Annotated in this window: 13 protein-coding genes and 1 tRNA gene; 6 read left to right on the top strand and 8 right to left on the bottom strand. The window is 65.6% G+C overall.

Translation table 11 applies throughout. The features are described from left to right. Positions 1–157 precede the first annotated feature (157 nt). The gene (locus ABC969_RS10215) at positions 158–949 is read right to left on the bottom strand and encodes an N-formylglutamate amidohydrolase (RefSeq protein WP_345864616.1); all 792 of its coding nucleotides are present in this window, start codon (positions 947–949) and stop codon (positions 158–160) included. Here ABC969_RS10215 and ABC969_RS10210 point away from each other — a divergent pair. From ABC969_RS10210 to ABC969_RS10185, 6 genes are all read left to right on the top strand, one after another. Continuing rightward, positions 943–1,872, top strand: a complete 930-nt coding sequence (locus ABC969_RS10210) for a transglutaminase family protein (RefSeq protein WP_345864614.1) — start codon at positions 943–945, stop codon at positions 1,870–1,872. The two genes, ABC969_RS10215 and ABC969_RS10210, sit on opposite strands and share 7 nt — an antisense overlap. After that, a complete protein-coding gene (locus ABC969_RS10205) occupies positions 1,866–2,708 on the top strand; it encodes a transglutaminase-like domain-containing protein (RefSeq protein ID WP_345864612.1) in 843 nt (280 codons plus the stop codon). The genes ABC969_RS10210 and ABC969_RS10205 overlap by 7 nt, the downstream gene beginning before the upstream one ends. Positions 2,709–2,894: 186 nt before the next feature. After that, positions 2,895–4,883 (top strand): M3 family metallopeptidase, encoded by a 1,989-nt coding sequence (locus ABC969_RS10200; protein WP_345864610.1) that lies wholly within the window; start codon positions 2,895–2,897, stop codon positions 4,881–4,883. A gap of 92 nt (positions 4,884–4,975) precedes the next feature. Further along, the gene (locus ABC969_RS10195; protein WP_345864609.1) at positions 4,976–5,437 is read left to right on the top strand and encodes a nuclear transport factor 2 family protein; all 462 of its coding nucleotides are present in this window, start codon (positions 4,976–4,978) and stop codon (positions 5,435–5,437) included. A gap of 86 nt (positions 5,438–5,523) precedes the next feature. Beyond that, complete coding sequence (gene recJ, locus ABC969_RS10190; protein ID WP_345864607.1) at positions 5,524–7,287, top strand: single-stranded-DNA-specific exonuclease RecJ; 1,764 nt, start codon at positions 5,524–5,526, stop codon at positions 7,285–7,287. A gap of 101 nt (positions 7,288–7,388) precedes the next feature. Next, positions 7,389–7,463: transfer RNA gene (locus tag ABC969_RS10185), tRNA-Glu, on the top strand. 201 nt (positions 7,464–7,664) lie between these two features. Here the strand turns inward: ABC969_RS10185 and ABC969_RS10180 are convergent. The 7 genes from ABC969_RS10180 to ABC969_RS10150 form a co-directional block, all read right to left on the bottom strand. Beyond that, entirely contained in the window at positions 7,665–8,969 is a 1,305-nt protein-coding gene (locus ABC969_RS10180; protein WP_345864605.1) for a lanthionine synthetase LanC family protein, read from the bottom strand. Next, entirely contained in the window at positions 8,959–9,990 is a 1,032-nt protein-coding gene (locus tag ABC969_RS10175) for a T3SS effector HopA1 family protein (RefSeq protein ID WP_345864603.1), read from the bottom strand. The genes ABC969_RS10180 and ABC969_RS10175 overlap by 11 nt, the downstream gene beginning before the upstream one ends. Beyond that, entirely contained in the window at positions 9,987–11,099 is a 1,113-nt protein-coding gene (locus ABC969_RS10170) for a phosphotransferase (protein WP_345864601.1), read from the bottom strand. Before ABC969_RS10170 ends, ABC969_RS10175 begins: the two co-directional genes overlap by 4 nt. A 51-nt stretch (positions 11,100–11,150) precedes the next feature. Further along, complete coding sequence (locus tag ABC969_RS10165; protein ID WP_345864599.1) at positions 11,151–11,468, bottom strand: hypothetical protein; 318 nt, start codon at positions 11,466–11,468, stop codon at positions 11,151–11,153. A gap of 66 nt (positions 11,469–11,534) precedes the next feature. Further along, positions 11,535–12,074, bottom strand: coding sequence for a hypothetical protein (locus tag ABC969_RS10160; RefSeq protein WP_345864597.1), 540 nt, complete (start codon positions 12,072–12,074; stop codon positions 11,535–11,537). Between the two features lie 37 nt (positions 12,075–12,111). Further along, complete coding sequence (locus ABC969_RS10155; RefSeq protein ID WP_345864595.1) at positions 12,112–13,923, bottom strand: Ig-like domain-containing protein; 1,812 nt, start codon at positions 13,921–13,923, stop codon at positions 12,112–12,114. A 28-nt stretch (positions 13,924–13,951) separates the two neighbouring features. Continuing rightward, positions 13,952–22,951 carry a Tc toxin subunit A-related protein gene (locus ABC969_RS10150; protein WP_345864593.1) on the bottom strand — a complete coding sequence of 3,000 codons (9,000 nt, stop codon included), beginning with the start codon at positions 22,949–22,951 and terminating at the stop codon, positions 13,952–13,954. Between the last annotated feature and the right edge of the window lie 360 nt (positions 22,952–23,311).

Here is a 23,311-nt window from a genome sequence, read left to right as displayed (position 1 = left end):
CCACCGCTGCGGTGACACCCCTCTAGGCCCGACCTCCAATACCGTCAAACCCTTTCTTGCATTTTTCCTACACTTTTTCCGAAAATCCCAGAATTCCGCGGGTTTTGGGGTCACGCATACGTCATCTCATGGGGGAACGAATACTGCGCGTCCCGAATCAACCGCTCGGCACTGCCGCGAGCGCTATGGCCAGTCGCTCCGCCCACTCTTGGCAGCCATCCGTCGTCCCGATCAGATCCTGTCGCACCTCGATCTCGGCATAAGGGCGTCGCTCGGCATAGCAGTGCCGCGGCACGGTATAATCGATCGTGTCCATGCTATACGGCTCGTTATCGCCGACGGTGAGGTCCCCTGCCCGCTCGAACGCAACAATCAGCGCCTTGGCAAAGCTCGTATCGCCGCGATCGTGCAGCACGCCGACCTGCCAAGGACGCACGGCCCCCTGCATCGCCGGCGTGAAACTGTGCAGCGACACCAGGATCGTCGCCATGCCCGCGGCATCGCGCCGCGCCAGCTCGGCGGCGATGGCATCCTGATACGGCACCTGGATCGCCGCCACGCGTGCCGCGCGCTGCACCGCCGTCAGCCCCGTATTCCCCGGTACGATCGTCAGGTCGCTCACTTCGGGCATCGCATCGGCGCGCGCCGGATCGCGATTGCAGTCGATCACCAGCCGCGAATAGGTCTGGCGGATGAATACCGCGTCCAGCGTCTCGGCCAGTAATGGCCCCAGCGCGCCGATGCCGATATCCCAGCCGATATGGCGCTCCAGCTCTGCGGCGGGCAAACCCAATGAATCCAGGCACTCAGGCACGAGATTTCCGGCATGATCGCCGATCAGCAGGAACGATGACGCGCCACCGGGGTTGATTATGCGAACCGGCGGTGGATCATAGGCCGAAAGCAACGTCTCGTCCGGGACGCTGTCGCTGCGAGTATCCGATGCCATTTCTCAACCTTTCGCACATTACGCGTTATACCTACCGCCAGCCGGTATCCTTTGGCGAGCATCGCATCATGGTGCGCCCGCGCGAAAGCTACGACCAGCATCTGATCGATGCCGAGCTGCGCATCGATCCCGCGCCCGCCGACATCCGTTGGCTGCAGGACGTGTTCGGCAATTCGGTGGCCATCGCCACGTTCAACAAGCCGGCACGCGAACTGATCATCGATAGCCAGGTCCGCGTCCAGCATACACCGGCGGAGCTGCAGCACGTCGATATCGAGGATTATGCACAACGCTATCCCTTCACCTATTCGAGCGAGGACATGCCCGATCTGCTGCGCTCGATCGAGCGCCAGCATCATGATCCGCGCCGCGAGATCGATCGCTGGGCCGATCGCTTCGTCAACAAGGACGGCCCGACCGACACGCTGAAGATGCTTTCCGACATGACGCGCGCGATCAAACGCGAGTTCACGTATGTCGGACGCCCCGAAAAGGGCACGCAGACACCGATCGAAACGCTCGCACGGCGCAAGGGCACGTGCCGCGATTATGCCATGCTGATGATCGAGGCTGTCCGCGCGCTGGGCTTCGCGGCGCGCTTCGTCTCCGGCTATGTCTATAACCCTACGTCGCGCGAGGCGCATATGGGCGGCGGCAATACGCATGCCTGGGTGCGCGTCTATCTGCCGGGGTCGGGCTGGGTCGAGTTCGATCCGACCAACGGCATCATCGGCAGCCGCGGGCTGATCCGCGTCGCCATCGCGCGCGACATCTATCAGGCGGTGCCGATCTCGGGCACGTGGGGCGGCTTCCCTGGCAGTTTTCTCGACATGACCGTGTCCGTCGACATCACCGTCGATCGCAACGTTTCCGATAAGCCGCGTTCCGCCGACCTCAAGCCAAGGGAAACACTCATATGCTGATCCGCACCGGCTTTGATATCCGTTATGAAACCGAGGTCGCCACGCCGCTGATGGCGATGCTGAGCCTGCATCCGTCGCGCAACGGCGATCTGCGCACGCCGCACCGCATCACCACCATGCCCGACGTGCCGATGCATGATTATGTCGATGCCTTTGGCAATGTCTGCACGCGGCTGACCGTGCCCGAAGGCGGGCTGACGCTCCGCTGCGATTTTATCGTCGATGATCCGTTCCAGAAGGACCCGCATAGCCCCGAGGCGATCCAGCACCGCGTCGAGGATTTACCTGACGAGGTGCTCGTCTATCTGCTCGGCAGCCGGTATTGCGAGACCGACCGGCTATCCGACGTGGCCTGGAGCCTGTTCGGCCATATCCCGCCCGGTTGGGTGCGCGTCCAGGCGATCGTCGGCTTCGTCCACAACCATATCGAATTCGGCTATCACCATGCCCGCCCGACCAAGACCGCCTGGGATGCCTATCAGGAGCAGCAGGGCGTGTGCCGCGATTACGCGCATCTCGCCATCGCCTTGTGCCGCTGCATGAACATCCCGGCGCGCTATTGCACCGGCTATCTTGGCGACATCGATATCCCGCCGATCCCCGGGCCGATGGATTTCTCCGCCTGGTTCGACGTGTATCTGGGCGATCGCTGGCACACGTTTGACGCGCGGCATAACAAAGCGCGCGCCGGACGCCTGCTGATGGCGCGCGGACGCGATGCCACCGATACGGCGCTGACCACCACGTTCGGTCCGGCGCGGCTCGTCGGGTTCCATGTGCACACCGATGCGGTGGAGACGTTCGATTTGGGCACAGCCCCCGTCGCGCGGTCGTGAAGCCCGTGGTAATCCCCGCCCCATGCGTCACCCCGGCAAAAGCTGGGGTCTCACGCGGCTCACGTTCCGCCCCTGCCGCTTGAGATCCCAGCTTCGGCTGGGATGACTCAATAATATAGCGGTCAAACCTCGGGATGGCATCTCGAGCACACGCAGCGCCAGCGCGCTGACCCAGGATAACCGAACATGACCCAGACCCTGCTCGCCCCCTCGCCGCTGCCGTTCGGCGCGCCGCGGTTCGATCGTATCGACACTGCGGACTATCTTCCGGCGATCCGCCAGGGCATCGCCGAGGCCAAGGCCGAGATCGCCGCGATCGTCGCCAATCCCGCCGCCCCCACGTTCGACAATACGATTGTCGCGATGGAGCGCGCCGGCGCGCGTCTGGCGCGTGCCCGCCGCATCTTCTGGACCATTTCCTCGGCACACGCTGATGCGACGATCCACGCCATCGAGCCCGAGATCGGTGCCTTGCTGACCGCGCACGCCACCGCGATCGGGCACGACCCGAAGCTGTTCGCGCGCGTAAATGCGGTGTGGGCGGCACGCGAGAGCGCTGGCCTGGACGAAGCGCAAACGCGCCTGCTCGACGCCAGCTATCGTGGCTTCGTCGATGGCGGCGCCTTGCTGGATGCCCCCAACAAGGCCCGCTTTGCCGCGATCGCCGCCGAGCTGTCGGCGCTCGGCACGCAGTTCGGCCAGAACGTGATGGCCGCCGCCGCCGACTGGGCCATGGTGCTCAACCCCGCCGATCTCGACGGACTGCCGCCAGCGCTGCGCAGTTCGAGCGCGCGTCGCGCGGAAGCGCAGGGCAAATTCGGCAAGCATTTGATCTCGCTCGATCGTGGCGATGCGGAAAATTTCCTGACCTTTTCGACGCGGCGCGATCTGCGCGAGACAGTGTGGCGCGCATTCACCACGCGCTGCGATGGTGGCCCGCATGACAATCGCGGCATCGTTGATCGCATGCTCGCGCTGCGCCACGAGCGCGCGATACTGCTCGGCTATAAGAGCCACGCCGATTATGCATTGGTCGACAGCATGGCCAAGACGCCCGACGCCGCCGAGGCACTGCTGATGCGGGTGTGGACACCGGCGCTGGCGCAGGTCGCCGCGGAACAGGCCGAGCTGCAGGCGGTCGCCGCAGCGGACGGCGAAACGTTCGACATCGCCCCGTGGGACTGGCGCTTTTATGCCGAGCGCGTGCGGCGCGATCGTTATGCGCTCGATGGCGCCGAGGTGAAGCATCATCTGACGCTCGATCGCGTTCGCGCAGCAGCCTTCGATTGTGCCGGGCGACTCTATGGACTGAGCTTCGATCGCCGCCCCGATCTTCCGGGCTGGCATCCGGACGTAGAAACCTGGGCCGTCTCCCGCGACGGTGTGGCGGTCGGGCTGCTCTACACCGATTATCTCGCGCGCACCGAAAAGCGCGGCGGGGCCTGGATGGGCAGCCTGCGCGTGCAGGAAAAGCTCGACATGCCGGTGCTGCCCATTGCCTATCTCGTCGCCAATTTCGCCAAGGCACCCCCCGGGGCCGACACCGCGCTGTCGATCAACGAAGCGCGCACGCTGTTCCACGAATTCGGCCACGCGCTGCACGCCTTGCTGTCGGAGGTCACCTATCCCAGCCAGGCCGGCACCGCCGTGGCGCGCGATTTCGTCGAATTCCCCTCCAAATTCATGGAGCACTGGATCGTCGCACCGCAAACGCTGCGCACGCTCGGGATGCCCGACGCGCTGATCGCTGCGATCGGGCACGCCGAGGAATTTGGCCAGGGGTTCGCCACGATCGAGCTGGTCGCGTCATCGCTGCTTGATCTCGCCGTCCACCGCAGCACGGATCCGACCCCCGATTCCGCCGCCATCGCGCGCGCGGCGCTGGAGCGCATCAGGATGCCGTGCGCCATCGCGCCACGCCACGGGCTGACGCATTTCACGCATATCTTCGATGGCGGTTATGCCGGCGCTTATTACAGCTATCTCTGGTCGGAGGTGCTCGACGCCGACGCCTTCGCCGCGTTCGACGACATTTTCGACGCCCCGTTGGCCGATCGCTTTCGCCGCGAAATCCTCGCCCCCGGCAATACGCGCGATCCGCTCGCCTCCTTCATTGCTTTTCGCGGTCGGGCGCCGGAGGAAGCTTGGCTCTTGAAAGACCGTCGTCTTGCTTGACATGTTTGAACTTTGGGTATGCAATCGTCGCATGGTTAGCCGTTGCGGCCGCGCGCTTGGCGCCGGATCGCCCGGCATCAAGGAGAGTGACGATGGGCTGTATTTCCGCGATCGATCATCCCACCCGCGTCGAGGTGCAGGAGCTGCTCGCGCGCTATTGCCAGTATCTCGATCATGATCGGGGCGAATGCTGGTCGCAATTGTTTACGGCCGACGGTGTGTACCAGGATAGCGACGGGCTGACGCTGCGCGGCCGCGATGAACTGCGTACCTTGCCCAGCATCGTGCGCCGCGATGGTGCCGGGCTGCTGCGTCACATTATGACCTCGATCATCGTGGATCGTTGCGACACGTCGCGCGATCTGGTCATTTCGGCCTATGGCCCCGTGGCCGATCTGCGCGCCTCGGGCGGCTTCTCGACCTTTTTCGATTATGAAATCCGCATCAATCGCACGCCCGGCTGGCACATCGCCAAGATTGTGGCGACGCGCGTCGGCGGGCTTCGCGCGGCGCTGCCGGGCCGCAGCTATGCCAACCTGCCGCTACACAGCTGATCTGACCATGTCTTGCCGAACGTGTCTCGGGAAGGAAGAGGCGCCCTCTTCCCTCACTCTCGCTGCGCGTTTACCAAGCGGCGTTCATGAACACCGTCCTCAACATCACGAAATCCATCCTCGGCCAGCCCTGGCGCTGGCGCGCGCTGGCCACTGACACGCGCGATCCGGGCTTCGCGCCCGACGATCTCGTCACCCAGCTGCTGCTTGCTCGCGGCTGCCCGCGTGAGGAGCTGGAGGCGCACAAGGCGCCGAGCATCCGCGCCTTCATGCCCGATCCTGCGATCTTCCGTGATATGGATCGCGCCGCCGAACGGCTTGCCGATGCGATCGCGGCGCAGCAATCGGTCACCATCTTCGGCGATTACGATGTCGATGGAGCGACCTCCGCCGCCTTGATGATCCTGCTGCTGCGCGATCTCGGATTGGACGCCAAAGCCTATATTCCCGATCGCCTGATGGAGGGCTATGGCCCCTCCGGCACCGCTCTGGTCAAGCTGAAGAACGAGGGCGCAGATCTGATCGTGACGGTCGATTGCGGCGCGCAGGCATTCGAGGCGCTGGAGGCCGCGCGCGATGCCGGGGTCGATGTCATCGTCGTCGATCACCACAAATGCGCGCTCGCGCTCCCCCATGCGCATGCCGTGGTCAATCCCAACCGGCTCGACGAGACGGACGGCGCCGCGCATGGCCATCTCGCGGCGGTCGGCGTCGCCTTCCTGCTCGGCGCCGCGCTCATCCGCGTGCTGCGCGCGCGCGGCGCGTTTCAGGACAGGCCCGAGCCGCGGCTGCTCGATCTGCTCGATATCGTCGCGCTGGGCACCGTGGCCGATGTCGCGCAGCTGCGCGGCCTCAATCGCGCCTTCGTCGCGCAGGGCCTCAAGGTCATGGCGCAGCGCCGCAATATCGGCCTCAACGCGCTGATCTCCGCTTCGCGGTTGACCCGCGCGCCGACCTGCACTGATCTGGGGTTTGCGCTGGGGCCGCGCATCAACGCCGGCGGCCGTGTCGGCAAGTCCGATCTGGGCGTCCGCCTGCTCACCACGCGCGACCCGCAGGAAGCCGCCGACATCGCTGCCGAGCTTGATCGGCTCAACGAAGAGCGCCGCGCGATCGAGGGCATCGTGCAGGAAGCCGCCGAGACGCTCGCGCAGGTGGCCAAGGAACGTGCCGTGCTGGTCGTCGCCGGGCATGGCTGGCATCCGGGCGTGATCGGCATCGTCGCCGGCCGCCTCAAGGAGAAATATGGCCGCCCGGCGATCGTCATCGCCGTTGATGAACACGGCATCGGCAAAGGTTCGGGTCGCTCGATCTCGGGCGTCGATCTCGGCGCCGCCGTGCTCTCGGCCAAGGATAGTGGATTGCTTGTCGCCGGTGGCGGCCACGCCATGGCCGCCGGGCTGACGATCGCCGAGGATCAGCTCGCCGCGTTCGGCGATTTCCTCGAATCGCGGCTGGCCGAGCCCGTGGCGCGCTCGATCGGCGATCGCGCCTTGTTGCTGGATGCGCTGCTCTCCCCCGGCGGCATCACTCCCGCTCTGGTCGAATCGATGGAGCTGGGCGGCCCCTACGGCATGGGCTGGCCGCAGCCCAGAATCGTTACGGGTCCGTTACGGATTATCAAAGCGGACATTGTCGGCAACGGTCACCTTCGTCTCATTGTGTCCGGCGACGACGGCCGCAGCTTCAAGGCCGTGGCTTTCCGGCAGGCGGAAAGCGCGCTCGGCGCCGCCTTGCTCGGCGCGCCACCGCACCGCAAACTATGGCTCGCCGGCCGCGCCAAGATCGACGATTGGGGCGCAAGGCCCGCCGCCGAACTGCATATCGACGATGCCGCATGGGCTGATTGAGCGTTTATCTGACGGAAACCGTGGATAACTTGATTGAGCGGGTTGACCGCGGCGCGTGCTTTGCCTAGTCGGCGCTTCCACCAACCGGCGCTTGCCGGCATGGCCCCTTCGTCTAGCGGTTAGGACGCGGCCCTTTCACGGCTGAAGCACGGGTTCGATTCCCGTAGGGGTCACCAGGCTCGCCTCATACGGCGAACGCGGCGGCAATCATATAATCGCAAAGCCTCGTTAGATCCCTCGCGCACAATCGGGAGATGGCGATCAGCCTTTTGCGACCGGAAAGGGTAATGTTCCGGTGCATCGATCACGACTATGCACGTACTCGGGTCCCTTCCGACTGAGCATGTCGATGTTCGGCGAGGCGCCCTGCAAAGCCTTTAAACGCAGCCCGCAAGCGCTGCATCCTCCCCCGCAAACGCCTGGACAAGGACAGGGACGACATCTCCCGGCATCGCACAATCGGGCAGCAGGATTGACGGCGTTCCCCCCGGGTCGTTGACCCGCAGCAGGAAATACGCCGTACCCGCCAGCCCGAGCATCAACGTAGGCGACATCGCCCCGCTCGAATCGACACCCGCCGGCCAGGATCGCGGCGCTTGCCCGAAGCGGCGGATGCCCGACGCAGCGATCTCTTCCGCTAAGCCGGCGGTGTCGAACAAAGTGCCCCCCTGGAGCAAGGCCTCGGCATTGCCGGCCAGCCCGTGGCACAGCGAATAATTGCCCGAATGGTTGGCGAGGTTCGCGCGCAGGCAATCGGCGGTCGTCGCCAGCGCGACCATTGCCTGCGCGCGCATCGCTTCGCTGCCGGTCAATGCCCATAGCCGTAAGCGTGTGAGCGCGATGCCGGGGGCGCCGTGACACCATGACATACTGCAGCTGCGCCGACCTCCGGCGTCGCGGCTTTCCGGTGAAAGGTCAGGCCAGTTGCGTGCCACCGCATCGAACCAGTGCTGCTCGTATGCAACTGCGCCAGCGGCCGCTTCGGCAAAACGCTTCGCCCCCGTCGCGGCGGCGAGTTCAGCCAATGCCCAGGCGATACCTGCAGCGCCGTGGGACAGCCCGCACAAGCCCACCGGTTCGTCGCGCGCGGGCCAATGCCAGCCCGTTGCCGAAACCTGCGCGGCCCCCACCAGGGCATCTCCCAAGTCCGACGCCCAGCCGATTAGTTGATCGTCCTCGAGCCGCCGTGCAAGTACGAGCGCACCGGCGATCCCCCCCGCCCAGCCCGCCATCAGATCGCTTCCGGAAAAGCCCCCGACGCCCTCCGACGCAAGCTGCCGCGCCAGCACACGCGCCGCATCCAAAGCCGCCGGGCGATCGAGCCACGCCCCGGCCATTGCGGCGGCGACCGCGATCCCGATACGGCCAACGAACAGCGCGCTGCACCGCGCCATTTCCGCCGCCTCTGCCTCAGCGAGCGCGTGGGCGATCGCGCCCGCCGCGGTGCGGGCGATCACACGTTCGCCGGTAACTGCCGAGAGCCGCGCCAGGAACAGTGCGATCCCCGCAGTGCCCGCATACAGGTCGCCGCCGCATGTTTGGTGCACGGTACGCCAGCCTTCGGGCGTCGACGCGATGTCGTCGGTGGTGAAGGTACAGCGCCCGTCCCACCACAAGGCGTCAGCGCACAAGGCATGGCCGATGCGCAGCGCCGCATCGATCGGGTCGGCGTCACGCGGCATCGGCAAAGCGCAGACAGCGCAGGCCAAAGGGATCGCTGTCGCTTGCCGACAAATGCGGTGCATTGCGATCGATACTGTGCTGCGCGAAGCTGTGGAGGATCGCAGCGCCGCGCGCGGCATCGTCGGCAGCGCCGCGGGCGTGCGCCGCGATGAGGCCGTAGGCGACCGCGCGCATCCGATGCCCGCCAAAGCTGTCACGCCCCGCCGGTTCCTCGGCAAAGGCGAGCCCGGGCGCCAGCAGCTCAGTGAAAATCGGCACAGGGGGGCGGAGATGCGGCGCGAGCCGGGGCAGCATCGCGCGGAGCACTCCGTGAACCAGCTGCGCGTGGCGCGCGCCGACATAGAGGACGCACGGGTCACGTCGCGCAAAGCCGCCCGCAGTATCGGCGCATTTGCACGCGAAGGGGATTGCGCGCGCACCGAACTCCTGTGTTATCAGCGCGACCACCGCCGGCGCGGCTGCGGCATCGATGTTGAAATAATAACGTACCGAGCGAAGTCGGTCGAAACCATCCTCCAGATCGCCGCCAAAGGCGTAACAGAATCCAGGCTGGAGCCCGGGCGCCGCATGCCGGAGACGGATCGCGAGCGCCGCCCCGCGCGTGACCCGGGCCGGCGCGGCGTCGGACAGGAACTCGCCGGGATTACAGCGCCGCGTGCGGCCCCATTTTTCCGCGACCACCGCGCCGCTCGCCAGCGTCTCGACCACCGACCAGCCTTCGTCGAGGCGGCTGCGGCCGCGATTGGCCGCCGAAAGGCGTTCGACGAAGGCCGCCCGCGCGCGCTTCCCGACATCGCCACCGCCCCCCGCGCACGCGTGGAAGACGCCGTACAGCCGACGATGGAGCGTGCGCATCAGCGGATCGGGATCGAAGAAGTCGTCATCAGGCGATGGCGGCGGCTGTCGCGCCGCATCGACCAGCGTGCCTTCGAAAGTGAAGCCGGTGGACGAGACGATCCGCACGGCGTCTAGGATCGGCTGCACTATGCCGAACCACGACGGGAGCGCCTCCGCGATCACGGCTCTATCCCCAGAACCTGCGCCGCCGCCTCTGCGGGATCCGCGAGCATGTTGGCGGCGAGTTGCAGCGCCAGCACCATGTGCCCGCTGATCAGCGCCTCGCCGCTGGTCGCCTCGAAAGCGGTCTGGACAATACGCGCCGCGGCATAACCAACCGACCGCGCCAGCAGCGCCGCCGTCGCACGCGGATCGAGATCGATCCGGTTCAAATAGGCGAAAAAGAAGGCGCGGGCTGCCGCCTGCACGCCATCCAGCGAGACCGTGGCGCTCGCGACGAGCGCGCCAACCCCATCCCCCGCTTGTCCCCGCGTCGATCGGACCCAGGCGAGAATGCACGACTGGAAAATGCCGCCGACATCCCAGGCGACGTCGCCACTGCCCGCCATCTCCCAGTCGATCAGCCGCACGGCGTGATCATCGGGGCCTGCCCCACCGGCCCCGATGAGGCAGTTCGCCCATTTCATGTCGCCATGGATTACGCCGTTGACGCGCCAGGCCGATGCCAGCGCGCGCAGCCGGTCAACGAGGTCCGGGTGCCGCTGCACGATCGCCACGACCTGCGCCTGGGCCGCGCTCTGGCTTACGGTGACATATGGATCGAGCAGGTCCGGCCGCAGGATCCACGCGCGGTGGCGCGGGAGCGCGGGAGCGGTGGCATCGGCGGTGCCGAAGCGCAGCACCTTGCCGAATTCGACATGGCACGTTGCGAGCGCACTACCCAGGGCAGCCGCTGCGGACACTGAGATATGCCCGGTGCGGCGTTGGTGTGCGCGCAGCGTTTCGGCTGGCTCAACCAGATCGAGCACCAAGATCTGATGGCTGGCGTCGAAGCTGCGCAGACGCGGGATCACCGCTTCGAGCCGATCGTTACCGGCCGCCATCCGATAGACCTGCGCCTCCGATTCAACCGTCGACCCTCTGTTCCAATGCCCCTCCTCAGGGCGGAACTGTTTGACGAACAACCCCGGCCCGCGCGCGTCGGACACCGCGAAGGCACGGTTGCGCGAGGTCCGCGATCCGACCTGGACGCGCCCCGCGACGATGCGGTCCAGGCCGAACAACTCGGCCTGGACCAGATAAGGCAGAACATTGTGCCGGGTGAGGATCATGCGCGTGCTCGCCTGTCAGCCGCGCAGCCCCGATCCCCGCACCTGTCCGGCTCAGATGACGAGCAGATCAAGCGCATGGCGCGTTTCGGCGGCGGGTTCGTCCTCATCCTCGCGGCAGCACGGGTTTCGTGTCGGCTTGCACGTCTTCGCCTTGGTCCCTTCAGGTTCTTCATGGCAGCACGGGTTGCGCGTTGGCTTGCACGTCTTCTCCTTGGTCGCCTCGGGCGCATCCTCGGCCCCGGTGGCGGTGCCGGCTGCGCCGAAGCCCGCGGCGTCGAACTCGGCGGCGAAGATCGTGCCTTGCAACAGCGCGCCGACCCGATCGATCCGGCGGGCCTCATCACCCGCGAGCATATGTTCGGTTTTCATTTTCCATCTCCTTCTTGGTGGGTCGGATGCATCCTTGCGGGCGGGGGCGCATCCGGGCGTGCGGCATCACATGGCCCGCGCCGCTGGTTCGCCCCAGCGCGTCATGCCGCCAGGCGACGATGACGCGTCGGGACAGACTTCCGACGTCATATTGATCTTGCGCCCGAGCGGGCACCCGCACAGGCCGCAGGTGCCAAGCTCCGGTGCGGTGCCGCCGACACGGTGCGGGCACGCCACGCAGGCCGCCTGCCGTCGCGCGCGGCGGTCCGGATCGACCGTCGCAAATCCCGTCGCCGCCCAGCGCCTAAGCGCGATGGTGGCCTTTAGCGCTAGTGCCGCACCCGACAGCCGGGGCGCGACGCCAGCGCGCGGCGGCGCGGCGACCAGCCGCTGGAGCAGCGCGGGGTGACGCCTGCTGGCCAGCAAATTGTCGGCGTAAGTGGCATCGGCCAGCGCAGCCTTCAGCGTCGCATCTGGCACCGGTCCGTCCAGCCCCAAAATCACGCCCAGATCACGGCGCAACCGGTCCCAGTGCTCGGTATCGCGCGGCCTGCACGCGCCATGATTATCGCGACCAGGCCACTCGTTGATCGTTTCGGCTTCCATCCGCCCGCCTCCTCCTACAAAGCCCCTGCACTGCCGACTAAGCGACCGTGAAAGTCGCGCTCGATCTGGCGGGATCCAGCGTCGATCCCTCCATCGACAGGACGTCGCTGACGCTCAGCGTGTAGGTCCCGGCCGGCGGATCGGGCAGGACGACGTTCAGTATTACCTGCTCGGGGCGATCCAGCCGCGCCCCAGCGACCAGCACCCCGGCGACAGGACGGATCTGGAAATTGACCACATTATTGGTCGAGCCGGGGTAGACCGCCTCGCTGAACGTCGCGACCACGGTGGGCACGCCCTCAAACGCGATGTACTCGGCTGTTTCGAGCGCCAGCGTGCCGATCGATGGCGCACCCGCACAATAGGGTAGCTCCTGCCCGGCGAGGGCTGCGTTAAGCGCATCGAGCCGGCACGCGATCGACGGGTTCATGCACCGGTCGGTGCCCGCCGCGTTCTCGGCGGAGATAAAGCCGAACAGCGTGCCGATCTCCTTCAACGCGGCGAGCCCCGCCTCGCTTGAGCGGCCGTACAGCACATCGATGAAGACATAGCCGATCCCGAAATAATCTGCCTGGCCCGTGCATGCCACGCCCCGCGCGCCGCCCGGGGGGGCGCCGATCAGCCGTCCGACGCCGTGCGCCATGAGGAACGCCAGACCATCGCGGCCGACGCACGTCGCGCGCAGCAGCGCACCCGAGACATAGACCAACTTCATCCCATTTTCGGTATAGGCGAACAGATTGGGGGTCTGGTCCTCCCAGTTCAGCCTGAAATAGATATCGGGGTAGAAGGCCGAGAATACCTTTCGCAGATACTCGAACTCAGCCTTGTTGGTGGCCTGGCCCAGGGGTCGGAAACTACCGTTCTTGCGGATGTCGGTGGCCTGCGCGGGCGTCACGAAGGCCGCGGCCCCCTTCGGCACCGGCGCGTTGGCGACCTCGGCCATCGCGACGAACCCGTCGCGAAAGGCGGTCTGAACGTCGCGTGCAACGCTGGCGAACTGGGTCGTCCCCTCGCCTCCCTGCGTCGCATATTCGACGCTGCCGATCACCGGCAACTCGTCATGCCCGGACGCGAAATAGGCGGCATATTCGTCGCTGGATTGCAGTACGCGCACGGTGTGATCGCCCGCCACGATGCCGTTGACGCTCAGCAGATGCCCGTCGAGCGTGTCGCCACCGGTATCGGCGGCGATATTGTGCAGCCCGATGTCCAGTTTGCCGAGCCACACCGAGTTGATCGTCACCGCTGTGCCGGAATCGTCGACCAGTTGATCCTCGACGGTCAGCCGATCGGCGCGCTTGAGCGTACCGTCGGGCATCAGGAACGGCTGGTCGGTCGTAACCACGATCTCACCGCCATCGCCATACTGCACGACGATTGCAATCTGGTCGGCCGCAGGCGACGTGCCGTCGCTGAACACGACTCGGCGCGGGGTCCATTCAAGCGTCCCGCTGGCGAGCGACCCGGTCAGGATGGTCTCTCCGATCCCGACCTCTTGGATTTCGCGCGTCTGCCCGGGACCGACGGCGAGCCGGGTTCCCCAAGCAAAGCACGAACAGCAGCAAAAGCAGGTGCGATTGCCCCAGTTCTTGTCGCGATCGCGCAGTTCGTCGCACGCCGTGGGTGTGATGTTGCGACGCTCGCCCGTCGCCTTGTTGTAGCATTCGGTGGTGGAGACCGGGAACGAATCCCCCTTCACCTCGCAATTGGGAATCTTGTTGCCTTTCCAGTCGAGGCAGTAGCAGACCCGCTTCATCGAAGACGTGTTCTGATAATTGTTGCAGTGCGTCTGGCTGCACAGCACCTCGTCGGGACCGATCGTCGTCTCACAATTGGTATAGGCCATGATTTCGCCTTTCTGGGTTGTTGCGTGATTAGGATTTGAAGACGGTTGCGCGGTAGTTGAGCACCAGCCCCACATCGAGGAACCGGGCGGGGTCCAGAAAGCCGGCGCTTAGCAACGCGGCGAGCTCGGGGACCTGCTTCATCGCTTCCAGGTCAACCGTGATCGCCCAGCTTCCGGCAAATTGCGCGAGCGGCGCCGCATTCGCGTCATACAGCCCCACCGCGCCCTTGAACGGGACGCTCGCGGCTGCCAGCTTTGCGGGCGCCAGTGTCAGGAAGGTCGAGGCCCCGGGAAGCGGATCGTCTGGATCTACCGTGATCCAGAGATCGACGCTGTCGAGCAGATAGTCGCTCAGATTGGGCACAAGCCGGGTGCGATCGATCTCGACCGTCAGCACTTGCGCGACGGGATCGCCATGATCCTCCATAAATGCCGCCCAGTCCGCTTCGAAGGCGGTCGCCAGGCTCAGGAAGGCAGTGCCGGCGAACACCGGGCCCGCCAACGCCGTTTCAACCTGCTTGCGGAAGATGGGGCCGCCGTCGAGCGCGCTATAGCGCAGCGTCACCGCGACATCCTCGATCGTCGAGAAATCGAAGCGGTTGGTCGCAAGCGGCATCGCCATATCGAAACTACAAACAGCGCCCGTCCCCTCGAACGGATAGAGCCGGTCGTCGATGCCCAGGATCAGTTCCCACAGCCCCGACCCCAGCGACGACGCGGACGCCGCGATCACCTGGTTTGCTTGCCAGTTACTCCGCACTGACAGCGGCTGATCGCCGCCCCCGCCCAGCATATAATCGAGGCCGGCCTTGTCCGCGCGGACCAGAATTTGGTTGCGCGTCTGGAGGATGGTCGCATGGATCTCGAAGCCCGATTCCGCCTCGATCGTCGAGACAAGCGAGAATTCGGCGGTCTTGATCCGCCGGCAATACTGGCCGGGAAAGTCGAAATCGTACAGCGCCTCGCTCAGATCGATCGTGCAGCGCCCCTCGCTGCGCAGCCGCAGCAATTCGGTCGGTGCGATCTGCGCGAGCGAGACTGTCTTGGTAATCTCCAGCCGCCGCGTGTTGGACCGCACATAGGCTTGATCCATCTGATCGAGCGCCATGTTCAGCGTCTCGCCGGAGAGGAGCCCGCTATGGCGCTCGTCCCACGACGCGAAGTTTACGAAGACGTCGTCACTGTTGAGTTCGTACTGATAGGCCGCCTGTGCGGCGAGTGTCGCCTCCAGCGCGGCGCGGTAGGTCTGGTAGAACAGGCTCGACAGCCGCCCCGCCATCCACGCAAACAGCTCGTAATTATCGAATTTGCGCAGTAGGAAATCGCTGTAATCCTGTGCTTGCGCGATCGTGCGCTGATGGATTTCCAGGTCGCGCGTCGCACCCGCAATCTGCGTCTGTGCCGCCAAGATCTGCGCCTCGGTCTGCGCCAGATCGAACACGGACTGGTCGATCTCGCGCTGCCAATCCTGCGCGCGCCGCTGATAGCCCGCGACTGTCAGTGACGTTTGCGCGCCGAATTCGAGCACCTTGGTGGCCGATTCCAGCGCGGCCGCCCATTTGGACGCGCTGTTGCCGAGCTGTATGCCGCCATAGGTCATTGCCGTCGGGGCGCCGACCTGCGGCACAGCATAGGCGATCGCCGCGACCGTCTGCGCGATGCCCGCGCCGATGCTTGTCAGCAACGCAGTGCCCGACAGCGCGATGTTGGCTATCTCGCCCGGCGACATGAACTCGCGGATCAGCCCGGCGTAGAAGTTCTGCCGGCTCTGGATCGCCGCCCTGGACTGCTCCAGCGCAGCGAGCCCGGCGCGCGCCTCGTCCACCTGGAGCGTCTTCATCCGCGTCGTCAGGTTAAGGATCGCCAGCTCCTGCGACGCACGCAGGCGGAACAACGTCTCGTTGTCGCGCTCGGCCAGTGCGTTTGACAGAGCGCTGCCGAGAATCGCCGCGCTCGACACGATGGTGCGCGCCTGCATCATCAGAAAGCTGTAGCGATACGATGGCACCGCGGCCTGCCCCTGCGGGTTCGCGGTTAGCCCGCTTGTCCCGGCGGCAGCGGCACGGACAAGCGCCAGGGCATCGATCGGCGGCGCGAACAACGGCAGATCGAGTGAATTTCCTTCGAGATCCAGGCAGTTGCGCAGCTTGAACAAGCGGTCCGCCAGCCTGTCCCAATAGGCCAGCATCTTCTCGTTCTCGGGTACGCAGAACAACGCCTCGACATCGTTGAACGGCTGCCCGAGCAGTTCGGGCGAGGCCGCCGCCTGGTCGCCCGAAACCACGTTTTCAAGCTCGATCAGGAACGGCGGGATGCCGCCGGGCACGTCGGCATAGCGCGCCGCGATTTGGGCATAGCTTGCCGGCTGTTCGATCTTGCACGGCCCTTCGTCGACCGGGCGGGCACCGAGCAGTTCGTCGGCATAGAGATAAAGCATCGTCGCTGCGGTCAGCGCTTCGCGCGTCTTCTGCGCGTACAGCGCGTCACCCCAGTCGATCAGCACATCGAGATAGCGCATCACCGTCGCTTTCTCGAACGCGCCGATCCGCATCCGCGCGATCGCATAGGGGTCGAACGGATCATTCTCGTAGAGCGCGATCGTCACCGGGTCGGTCAAGGTCTCGACCAGGCCGGCAAGCGTCTGGTTGCGGAACGGCATGAACCGCCAGAAGCGCGAGGTCGGCGCGGCCATCAGCGCGTTTGTGAGAACGTTGCGCACCTCCCGGATCATCTGCTGGCGCGTCAACGGATCGGCAACCGCGGGAAAAAGGAACGACAGGTCCGTCTGCGTACCGAACCCGGCCGCGACCATCCCGTCGGGCAGAATGATCCCCTGCGCGCACAGCGCGGCATAGCCGCTCTCGGCATCGGCCTCGTCGATATCGGCGGTAATAAAGTCGGCCGGGATCAGCGGATCGGGGCGCACGGTCGGGTTGAAGATATATTGCAGCCAGGCGATCGCCGCGTCGTGGCGGCCGCTGCGCATCAGCGTCGCGGCGACCAGCTCTGGGGTGAAATAGAACAGCTCCCAATAATACAGGCCATATGGCCCGTCGAAATCGACCTGTGCGCCATCGAACAGCTTGGGTTCGATCACCTTACGCGTCGGCAAATACGCGGAGAACGGCACCAGCGGGACAACCGGCGCCTGCTGCGACGTGAGCGCCAGCAGCGCTTCAACGCCCCCGGAGGCAAGCGAGGCGTTGAGCCGCGGGACCGCCGCGGTCGTCAGCCGTTCGAAGGCGAAGCGCACGTCCTGGATGGCGCGTTGCCAGGTCGTAGCGAAGAACCGACGCAGGATCGCGCGCGTGCCCGCGATCAGCAAGGCACGCCGGTCGCCGGTATCGGCGTAGAGATAGGACAGATCGGTATCTGGCCCGTAGCTGCGGCTGACGCCCCCAATTGCGCTGACGACCGCATGGACGACAAGCGCGGCGAGCGCAGCATCGGCCGCGGCTTGGCCAATGCCGAGCGGCAGCAACGCGGCGGCCGTGAACACGGTGTTCTCGTCCTCGTGAAAATAAGACAAGGCAGTGATGGTTGGCAGGTTGAGCAGAACCGCGCGCACTTCGGCGGACATGATCATGCGTTCGCGCAGCGGCGCATTGGCGAACAGGAAGCTCAGGTCGGTCGACGGGCCGAAGCCGATCTCAAGTTGTCCGTTTGCATCGACCACGCCGTGGCCGACGAGATCTTCATATGCCTGCATCGACAGGGCAGAATCGATATCGGTCATGATGAAGCTGTCGGCCGATATGATGTGCGCCGACGGCACCTCCTTCACGCGCATATTGGCCGACAGCATCGGCAGTTGCATATCGGTGACCACGACCTTGAAGGCTTCATTGCCAGCATTGATCAAGAACCAATCGGGCTGGTTTTTTGTCACGATCGTCGCCGCATTGCGCCGGCTGATCGACCCCAGCAGCAGCGGGTCTGCCATGAGCCGGAAAAGCACGCGCTGCACCTCGTAGATCAGGCGCGCCTGTTCCTCGGGGGGAGCGCCTCCAAAGAGAAACGAAAGATCGGTTCGCGAACTGAAAGCCGGATCGACTCGGTCGGCCCCGTCGAGCACGCCGTTGCCCCGAAGGTCGATGAGCACCTGGGCGGCGAGCGGCGCGTCGATCGCGGTTAGCAGGAACGAATCGCCCTGTACGGGCAGCCCGCGTGCCTTGAGGTTGAGCAGGATGTTCTGGATTTCGGCGACCAGGATCGCGCGATTGTGGAACTGCTCGCCGCCGAACAGGAAATCCAGATTGGTGTCGGTCGTGAAGATCGGCTCGATTACGCCCAAGTGATCGATGACGCCGTGGCCCAGCAGATCGTCATACACCCCCTGCGAGCGGGCAGCGTCGAGCCCGTCGACGACAAAGGCGTCCGCGGTCGCGCGGATCGCCTGCGTCGCGCTCTGGATCGGCGAGGTCCAGTCGCCATAGTAATTCGATCGCAGCACGTTGAACGTGTCGCCGACGTAAAGTGCGCTGGTCGCGACGTCGATGACCGGCTTGATCGCCGGTGGCACGCCGGGCGAGCGACTTTCGAGCAGCAGACGGAACTCGGAGCCACGCATGAGGAAATCGAGATGCAGATCGCGGTTCAGCACGCGCGCAGATTGCAGCGCAATATCGCCACGCGCCGTGCTGGCGATCGCCTGGTTGATCATGCCCGAGCGTGTGTAGACGTTAAGATCGAAGACGTAGCGCGCAGGATCCTGTGCCCGCATCGCCGGGTCCGGTCGGGGGCCGACTTTCAGCGCCGATGGCGGGTCCTGATCGTTTTCGAGGAACGGGCCGTAGAAGATCACGATCTTCTCGTCGCGCCCGGTGGCCAGCGGCGGCGCCAGCAGCCGCTCTCCCGGAACCGTCAGCGCGCTGCATTTGCGCCAGAACAACGCGTCCATGTCGAACAGGCCGTAACCCGATTCGCTGTTGAACGGCGGCTCGGCAGTAGTGACATAGACCACCTCATTGTCGATCAGCGACTGCGCGGGCGACCAGCCCCCCGTCGAAGTCTGAAACGTGAAGTGGATCGACGCCGTATAGGTCGAGCTGTTCTCGGACATGCTGCCAACCAAGGGATCAGCGCGGATCTTTATCTCGCGGACGACTTTCAGCTCGACCCAGAAGACGAACAGCCGGCCAAAGGCATAAGCGGGGGTGATAAACGGCGCGGGAATCGACGCGTCGATCCTGCGCCACTCCGACCAGACGGCCCCCAACTCCTGCCGCGCGACGTAGAATTCGTACGGCTCGGCCAGCGTGCGCGCGAAGACGAACAACGTCTCGACAGGTGCCCGCTTGCGATCGTCGACAATGCAGCGCAGCGAATCGACGTAGATCAGCGTGGCGAGCGCATCGAGCCGCTCGAAATAAGTGCCATAGGCCTTGGTCACCGTCTCATCGGTCACGTTGGTCTGGAGCAACGACTCCTCGAGCTCCTTGAACACTTCGGTGCGCGAACTGCGCAGCGTCGGCTCCATGTAATTTTCCGGGTACAGGAAGATCCTGCGGTTCGCCTCCCACACTCGGTAATTGTTCATCCACTGCCACTGCGCCTCGGGCACACGGAGCTGGTCGACACCCGGCTCGAGATTCAGGCGGCAGCGCTGCAGATAGAGTTGCACCGCGCCGATCGCCTCGGCGACTCGCGACGTCATCGCGCAGCCGCTCATATCGACGTCGATCAACAGGAAGCCGTAGAGCTGACGGCGATCGACGATCCACGGGTGGACACGACCGAGCTGCCAGACGACGATGGGCTCCAGCGCATCGCGCCGCGCCACGTTCATTTGCGAGACGATGGTCGCGTAGCTCTGGTCCCATGCCGCGCCCAGCTTGCCGGCTATCGTGCCGTGTGTTGCCGCTGCGGTGTCGCGATAGGTCTCCCAGTTGGCGTGGCTCGCGTCCGGACCGTCGGCAGGCAACGTGCGCAGCGCGAGCAGCCGGGCGGCGAAACCGGGGTCGAAGCCGCCCGCCGCGAACAATGCGAAGATCGGCGATAGCCGTGTGATGCCAGCGACGGTATCGATCAACGCAATCGTCGCGCCGATCTGATCCAGTATCGCGAGGATCTGCGCCTCCGGCCAGTACGTTAGCGCCGCGAGGCAGGTAAGCTTAGCCTGCTGCTCCGCGTTGGTCGCTGCCGGCATCCCGAAATAGGCGAGCCAGGCGTCACCTGAATTATCGGACGCGGCGACGAGCGCATTGTACGCCGAGATACACCGCAGATCGTCGAGCGTCGGTCGTGCCAAATTGGCAATTCCGAACACTGCGGGCATCTGTGGGAGCGCGGCCAGCGTTGGCGCGTCGATCTGCAGCGTCGCCGCCGCGACGAGCAACCGCGTATAGCGCGCGAACACGTTCTCGATAGCCTGCCACCCCGGGTCGTCGCCCGTGGGCGCAGGCAGCGGCACCAGCAGCGTCGTCAGCAAAGCCGTCGGCGTACCGATCGCCGTCGCGATATAAAGCGATGCTGCATCGACCATCTCGACGCCCGCGCCCAGCATCGCTGCCAGCTGGTTCGCCAGCATCTCTCCCTGCGCGACGAAAGCTGCATTGACCGCATCAACGACCACGTCGATCTGCCGCGCGCTAAAGCCGAGATCGGTTGCGAGGAACGCCAGGTCGTTGGTGGTGACCTCCGCCAGCACCATCGCAATGTCGTCCTGCCCCGGGCCGAAGACGCGCGCATAGTCGGCACCGAGCGAGCGGACGCGCGCCGGCGCAGTCTGCGCCACCAACACCGCATAGGCCGCGGCGGACTGATCGGGGGTAATTGTGTCAGCGATGAACGATCGCGGCGTAACGTAGCCCGGCCGTGCGAGCAGCCACAGCGCGCGCATCTGCGCATATCGCGAGTCTGGCGCGGTCGGCAGCGGCGGCACCACGTCGGCGAGCACGAAGGAAAGCGTCTCGGACGATAGCCGCGCCGCGCTCATCCACCGCGCCGCGGCCACAAGGCGGCTCAGCTCCAGCGGGAGGATTGGCGCGGTCGGGGACAGGCCGAGCCGCAGCAATAGCGCCTCGTAGCCGGCGACGTCGAGTTGAGTCAGCCGGAGCAGGACGGTGGTGCGGTACAGCAGGGTCAGGTTGCCGACGTCGAGCGGCACAGCTGCCTCGCCGAACAACAGCTGGCCGATCGCGGTTAGCTCCGCGTCTGAAACGCGCAAGCCGGCAACCAGCCGGCTGCGGCCGAACCCCCCGCCCCCATCCCCGGTCGTCACCCCAGTCGCGACGTCCCAAGTGACGACAGCGTCGACGAACAGCGGATTGGCCGGATAGAGCGGGCGGTAAACGCCGCCATCGGCCAGCAGTGAAATGGGGTTCCAGACGCGGTCGAACAGGTCGGCGGGCTGCTCGCCGTCGCCGCGCCCGATGGTCTTCATGTCCGCCCACAAGGCGGTGAGTGTATCCAGCGGCAGCCCGGTCAGCGCCTTGGCCTGCAGCGCATCGGCGATCTCGATCAGCGTGCCCTCACTGATCTGCGTCTCACCCGCGGCGGCGATCAGCCAGTCAAGATCGGCGAAGGACAGACCGGTCCACCGCGCCAATCGGACGAAGCGGCCGATCCGATCGAGGGTCGGCGCGTCGAGCGGCGCAAGCGTCTCTACACCGAGATCGCCAGTGACGAGAGCGACATAGCCGCCAGAACCAAGTGCGCCGTTGATGAACAGGCCGTGCGCCAACCCAGCCGCGATCTCACTATCGTCGAAGTCCTCAAACAGCAGCGTACGCAGCGTGACCGGATCGAAATCGGTGTGGCGCAGGAACATCGGAACCTGCGCCAGCGCCGCCAGACCCGTCCCGCCCGGCAGCCCGTAGAGCGCCTCGAGCGCCGCGGGATCGACCACCGGCGTCGCCACCAACGCGGCCTGCTCGAGAGAAAGCCCCAGCGCCTCGCGCGCCACCGGCCACGCTTGCCACGCGACAACGCACAGTGAGTCTGCCGTCGCCGCCACGGCCCACGCCGCGCCGACCGTGGCGATGCGCGTCTGCACATCGTACGCTGTGATTTGGCGCGCCTGCCCCGTCCCCGGTCCGGCGACGATCCTGAGGACCGCGCCGACCATCGTGGCGTCACCTGGCGGCGCTTCGGCGAGCGTGATCGACGCGGGCGTCGCCGCGCTAACGTGGGTGGTGAATGCGGCGGGCTCGAACGCGGTGTAGACCTGCGGCAGCGACAGTCCTGCAGACGCCAACAACAGTCGCGTTTCCACCAACGGCAGATTCCGCGGCAGATTCAAAGGGTAGTTGGCGGTCGCCAGAAACCGCTCCGGCGCATCGGTGTGCAGCAGCTTCTCGACCCAATCGGCCAGCACGCCGTTGGCGATCACCAGATGCGGCACCAGATCGTTGGTGGCTGCGCAGCTGAGTGCGTCGGTGAACAGCTGCGGTCGCCGTTGTTCGAGCGTCAGGTCCGGCGGGATCGTCGCGCGGTTGGGATCGGTGACGTAGCGCTGGGTCAGCCGCATCAGGTCAACGAAGTAGGCGGCCGGGCCGAAGATTGACTGGCAGTGCGGGCAAGCGCAATAATCCTGGTTGCCGAACAGCGCTTGGTAGCTCGGCAATCCCGAAAAAACCTCGCCGGGCGCCGTGCCGACCGAACTGACTGGGGAGTGGCGTAGCAGCGGCGACTTGGCCAGCACCGCTGCGTTCGCCCATAGATGGATTGCCTGCCCCTTGATGGCGCGGGCGCGGGAATGGATCACCCCGGCAAGACCGGTATCCCCGCCCAGTGCGTCAGCGCTGATTGCGACAAAATGGCCTTCCTCCAGCGCCGCCACCTCCGCCGCCGAACCAAAGCCCAGCTGCCTCAGCGCCCCCAGCACCGCGCCGCTCGGCGCGATCCGCGCCAGCCGCTGGCATTCCATGAGCACGTCACGCAGCGGGTCGCTTGCCTTTAGTGGAGCGTCCGAGTCACCCGGTCCGACATCGGCGAGGAAATCGTGCCGCAGGATGTCGAAGTCAGGCCGATCGCGCGCGAAGGCGGCGAGTTCAGGAACCACAGCTGCCAGTTCATCGACGTCCATGACCCATTTTTTCCAATGTCCAGGTGCGGTCAATGCGGTCTAGGTGGCGGGTCCGCGCGCCGATACGGCATCGCTCGGAAACGGACATATCGGTGCCGGCACGTCCCTGAGCCTATGTCCGGAATGGTTCAAATGGCTCGGGGCTGCAGATCGCGGGCGGACACCGGTCGCCTACGCGCCGGATTCGGCGATGCGCTTGACGCACCCCCGGCAAAGTCCTGATGACAATGCGCCGTTCATCGCCACGCCGATCGGCGCGATCGCGAGTATCTCAGGCGGGGCCCCTGATCGCAACTTCGGCAATGCGCGCTGAGGTCGCGTCGGCAGATCGCTCAGCGCACCAATTGCGGGCTTTGCATA

It is taken from the genome of Sphingomonas qilianensis (assembly GCF_039614825.1).
Lineage (GTDB): Bacteria > Pseudomonadota > Alphaproteobacteria > Sphingomonadales > Sphingomonadaceae > Sphingomonas > Sphingomonas qilianensis.
The sequence above is the reverse complement of the archived record's forward strand: the minus strand, read 5'-3'. Positions and strand labels throughout refer to the sequence as shown.